The organism is Lactobacillus sp. HBUAS51381 (assembly GCF_012641095.1).
Taxonomy (GTDB): domain Bacteria; phylum Bacillota; class Bacilli; order Lactobacillales; family Lactobacillaceae; genus Levilactobacillus.
Map to the genome: position 1 here is coordinate 1 of NZ_JAAVSC010000064.1, position 4,286 is coordinate 4,286.

Here is a 4,286-nt window from a genome sequence, read left to right on the forward strand (position 1 = left end):
ACGCTCTTTGTCCTGGAAGATCTGACGAATGTGACTTTCAACACTGATGACTTGCCTAAATCACTGAGAAATAGTCACCGTTCCTGGGCATTCTATCAGCTGGAAACATTCTTAACCTTCAAGGCCCAGGCTGTCCAGAGTCAGGTGTTAAAGGTGAACGCAGCCTTTACCTCACAGCGTTGTCCCAAATGTGGTCTGATTGAAAAAAGCAATCGGCACCACGACATTCACGAGTACCACTGTCAACAATGTCAGTATCGGTCTAATGACGACCGACTAGGTGCTATGAATATTGCGATGTTGGGTCAAGAATGGTTGGACGGGGTCAAGTACCCCAAGATTATTAGAGAATAACGACTACCGGGTAAACCTGGTAGTTAAACGGGTAGCTGTCAATTACCCGATGATGTTGCCACTACGAGTAGGAGTTCCTATCGAACGTTGGACTACTGTGTCGGATGACACGTGAGCGACAAGCCGCTGAATTTATTCGGCGGTAATTGACCCTTGGCTAAGGGGCGGTTGCTCTATAGGCCAGTTACCTCATTTCGGTAATACCAAGATCTGGATGGTTTGCACCAGGTCTTTTCATCTCTAAAGGGTCGTTGTTTTTCGCGCAACCAGCGCGTTCAAGGACTGTTTTCAAAAATAATTTCGTTTTTTCTAGCTTTCTCCTTGCCTTGAAGTCCACATGAAGGTTTAACCTAGGGTCATTCAAGTGTTCGGAAAGGAAGTTTTCTAATGACGAAAAATGTTTTGATTTTAGCCGCTAACGGCCAAATTGCCCGGATTGTTGAACAACGGATTTTAAGTGAAGCCACCTTTGCCGATGTGAACCTGACACTCTTCTTACGTCATGCTAGTCGCCTGCAGGCTCTCCAGGATAATTCACGGGTAACGTTAATCGAGGGGGATATCACGGATGCCGCCGCAGTCAGTGCGGCCATGGCCGATCAGAATGTGGTCTTTGTTGCCGTTGTTGACCACGACCGGCAGAACCGCCTGACGCGAAATGTGATTGCGGGGATGCAAGCCCATCACGTTTCTCGGGTTATCTTCACCAACGTTTTAGGACTCTACAATGAGGTCGGTGGCGAATTTGGTCGCTGGAATCTCGAGATGATTGGTGCGGGCATGGCACCGGCTCGGGCGTCCGATCAATTGCTAGAAGACTCTGGGCTGGACTACACCACTTTACGATTACCGTGGCTCAATGATCGGGATATTAAGTACACAGTGACGACTAAGGATCAGCCGTACGACGGCGTTTCCGGTTCCCGGCGGAGTGTGGCCGATGTGGTCTTGACGATTATTGCTAACCCCGACAAGTACAGTCGTGATAGTATTGGGATAGCGGATCCAGCAACTGAAGGTCAAGATCGGCCCGTTTACTAGGGATAAGGAGCGTAAATTACATGAATATTAAAGAAGCCAGTGAAAAGACGGGGGTGTCCTCCGCAGCCATTCGGTACTACGAAAAGGAATCCCTGATCCCAGCCATTGATCGCACCGAGGTCGGTAATCGGGATATCGACGACCGGATTATTCGGCGGATTCGATTCGTCACACAGATGCGGGCGGCGGGGATGAGTATTGAGAATCTCCGGCGGTACATCGAGTTGTTTGACGCACAGGAAGATAATACGAAGGAACAGAAAGCTTTGCTGAAGGAACAACTGGAAGTTATGGAAGAAAAGCGCGATGATCTCCAAGCAGCGATCGATCACCTCAACTATAAGCTCAACCACTTCTACGACCACATGGAGGCCACGGAAGAGGAGCTCCGCCAGTTGGAGAAACAGCACGCAGAGAAGCTAAATTCGGCAGAATCAGACGATATCAAGTAATGATGAAGGGCGACCAGACAGTATGGCCGCTCTTTTTTTGCCCGAGGTACTGAGGTTCGCTGGTAATCGGTCCGCCAACAAGCGGTCGGTGTGACCGTGTTGGGCGATAGGTAAACGGGAATTCTACCCCGTACAGTAGCCTAGGCATTGCCAAGGCCGGCACAGATGGTGATACGCCGGTGTATGCCTAGTTAAAGTTGGCAAGACGGGTATTGTTGAGTCCGCCAGATGAATTTGCGAGGTTAACTAAAACGACCACCCAACAAGAAAAGCCTTGCTGAGTGGTCGTTTTTAACTCAAGACTTCGGCGCTTTCGGATGCATGAACTTATGCTGACGAAAGGCACAGAAACTGACGAACGAGAGAATGACGGCCAACGTTAGCGACCAGCCAAAGGCCCCCTGTGGTCGATTATAAGCGATGATGGGAATTAGCTTTAGTAAATGATGGCCCCGATAGGCCGTCACAAATAGCCCTATGGCGCTACCCCAGCACAAAATAGTGGCCCCGTAAATCCAGTAACGTAAGTTAAAACGTCGATTGTTTTTCAATGTAGAGCGCCTCCTCAATCAGTATACGACTAGGGGAAATCGCCAACAAGTTGTGGATGGCTTGTTGGGAAGATATTGCGGCAACCAGATCTTTCGTTCGGCAATTTGAGGTGTCGCTATATTTTTCAAAAAAAGCGCTTGCCTTAAAGTCCACTTTAAGGTTTAAACTGAACGCATTGAATAGCTAAAGGAGATCTGTACATGGCAACGAAAGCGTTAATCATTGATTATTCATGGTCCGGCACCACGGCCAAACTCGCGACGGCGCTTCAGCGCGTGACTGGCGGTGATCGAGTGGACTTAACGGTCGCCGCGGGAACCTTTCCCAACGATATGTATGCCACGTCTGATGTGGCGAATCGGCAATTGGCGACGCATCAGTTGCCGGCCTTAACCAACGCCGTTCCCGATATTGGCGCCTATGACGTGTTGCTCGTGGGCGGTCCCGTCTGGTCGGGGAAGGTTTCGACGCCGGTACGATCATTCTTGCAACAACTCGCGAATTTCTCGGGAATTGTCGCGCCGTTTTACACGGATGCCGGGACGCCGGGTGACTATGAGGCTGACTTGGCGAGCCTCATTCCCGCCGCCACGGTGGTACCGGGAATCGGTCTGACGGCCGGTGAGCTTCAGGGTGCCGATCGTCAGTTGACGCGTTGGTGGCAGCGTTTAGCAGCGAAATAAATGGAGGAATTTTATATGAAAACAGCAGTATTTATCGAACCAGGCAAGGTTGAAGCTCAAGAATTACCCAAGCCAGCAGTGAAGAACCCCACGGACGCCGTCTTAAAGATTGTGCGGGCCTGCGTCTGTGGTTCCGACCTGTGGTGGTATCGTGGAATCAACGACCGGCAGAAGAACACGCCGGTCGGCCACGAAGCCATCGGAATCGTGGAGAGCGTGGGTAGCGACGTCACTAACGTCAAACCCGGTGACTTTGTCATCGCGCCCTTTACCCACGGTTGTGGTCACTGTGCGGCGTGCTTAGCCGGCTTTGACGGCAACTGTGAAAATGCCCGGACCGATGATGAAATTGTCGGCTACCAAGGCGAATACTTACGGTTCAAGAATGCCGACTGGGCACTGGTCAAGGTTCCCGGTCAACCTAGCGACTATTCGGATGTCCAACTCAACGACCTGTTGACGTTGGCCGATGTCATGGCCACGGGTTACCACGCCGCGGCGACCGCCGAAGTCAAGGACGGTGACACGGTGGTCGTCATGGGTGACGGTGCCGTTGGGCTGTGTGGCGTGATTGCCGCCAAGCTTCGCGGGGCTAAGCGGATTATTGCCATGAGTCGCCACGCCGATCGTCAGGCGTTGGCTAAGGAATTTGGCGCGACCGATATTGTGGCCGAACGGGGCGACGAAGCCGTTGAACGCGTCATGGCCCTCACGGACGGTGCGGGTGCCGATGCGGTCTTGGAATGCGTCGGGACGGCGCAGTCCGTGGACACGGCCGTTAAAGTCGGTCGTGCCGGTGCCGTGGTCGGCCGCGTAGGCGTGCCGCAAAAGGCCGAAATGAATACCAACAACTTATTCTGGAAGAACATTGGTTTGCGCGGTGGGATTGCTTCCGTCACGACCTATGACCGGGAAGTGCTGTTGGACGCCGTCTTAAAGGGTGAGATTCACCCCGGCAAGGTCTTCACGAAGCGTTTTGACCTCGATCACGTGGCCGATGCCTACGCTGCGATGGACAAGCGGGAGGCTATTAAGTCACTATTGGTCATCAGCGATTAAGTTGAATACGTGGATTTACAGAAAGACTGGGATATTTTTGTCCCAGTCTTTTTGTTGTGCGCCCGGCATGGGCGCTAACTAGGCGGTGAAAATCCGCTGTGGGCCGTAGTAGTCGGAACCACGAGCCGAAGGCAAAGGTGTCCAT

6 protein-coding genes are annotated in these 4,286 nt (G+C 52.1%); 5 read left to right on the top strand and 1 reads right to left on the bottom strand.

What is annotated here, in order from left to right; all coding sequences use genetic code 11:
* The 3 genes from HEQ50_RS12375 to HEQ50_RS12385 all read left to right on the top strand — a co-directional run.
* Window positions 1-354, top strand: a 354-nt coding sequence (locus HEQ50_RS12375; protein ID WP_168900806.1) for a zinc ribbon domain-containing protein, incomplete at its 5' end; no start/stop codon positions are given.
* A 387-nt stretch (window positions 355-741) separates the two neighbouring features.
* Window positions 742-1,395 (top strand): NAD(P)H-binding protein, encoded by a 654-nt coding sequence (locus tag HEQ50_RS12380; RefSeq protein WP_168900807.1) that lies wholly within the window; start codon window positions 742-744, stop codon window positions 1,393-1,395.
* 20 nt (window positions 1,396-1,415) lie between these two features.
* Entirely contained in the window at window positions 1,416-1,847 is a 432-nt protein-coding gene (locus HEQ50_RS12385) for a MerR family transcriptional regulator (protein WP_168900808.1), read from the top strand.
* Window positions 1,848-2,143: 296 nt separating this feature from the next.
* Here HEQ50_RS12385 and HEQ50_RS12390 read toward each other — a convergent pair whose 3' ends face one another.
* Window positions 2,144-2,398, bottom strand: a complete 255-nt coding sequence (locus HEQ50_RS12390; protein WP_168900805.1) for a hypothetical protein — start codon at window positions 2,396-2,398, stop codon at window positions 2,144-2,146.
* Between the two features lie 201 nt (window positions 2,399-2,599).
* Between HEQ50_RS12390 and HEQ50_RS12395 the strand changes: the two genes are divergently transcribed.
* Together HEQ50_RS12395 and HEQ50_RS12400 are read left to right on the top strand one after the other, a co-directional pair.
* On the top strand, window positions 2,600-3,082 hold the full coding sequence (locus tag HEQ50_RS12395; RefSeq protein WP_168900809.1) for a flavodoxin: 483 nt from the start codon (window positions 2,600-2,602) through the stop codon (window positions 3,080-3,082).
* Window positions 3,083-3,097: 15 nt separating this feature from the next.
* The gene (locus tag HEQ50_RS12400) at window positions 3,098-4,141 is read left to right on the top strand and encodes a zinc-dependent alcohol dehydrogenase family protein (protein ID WP_168900810.1); all 1,044 of its coding nucleotides are present in this window, start codon (window positions 3,098-3,100) and stop codon (window positions 4,139-4,141) included.
* The last annotated feature ends 145 nt before the right edge of the window (window positions 4,142-4,286 follow it).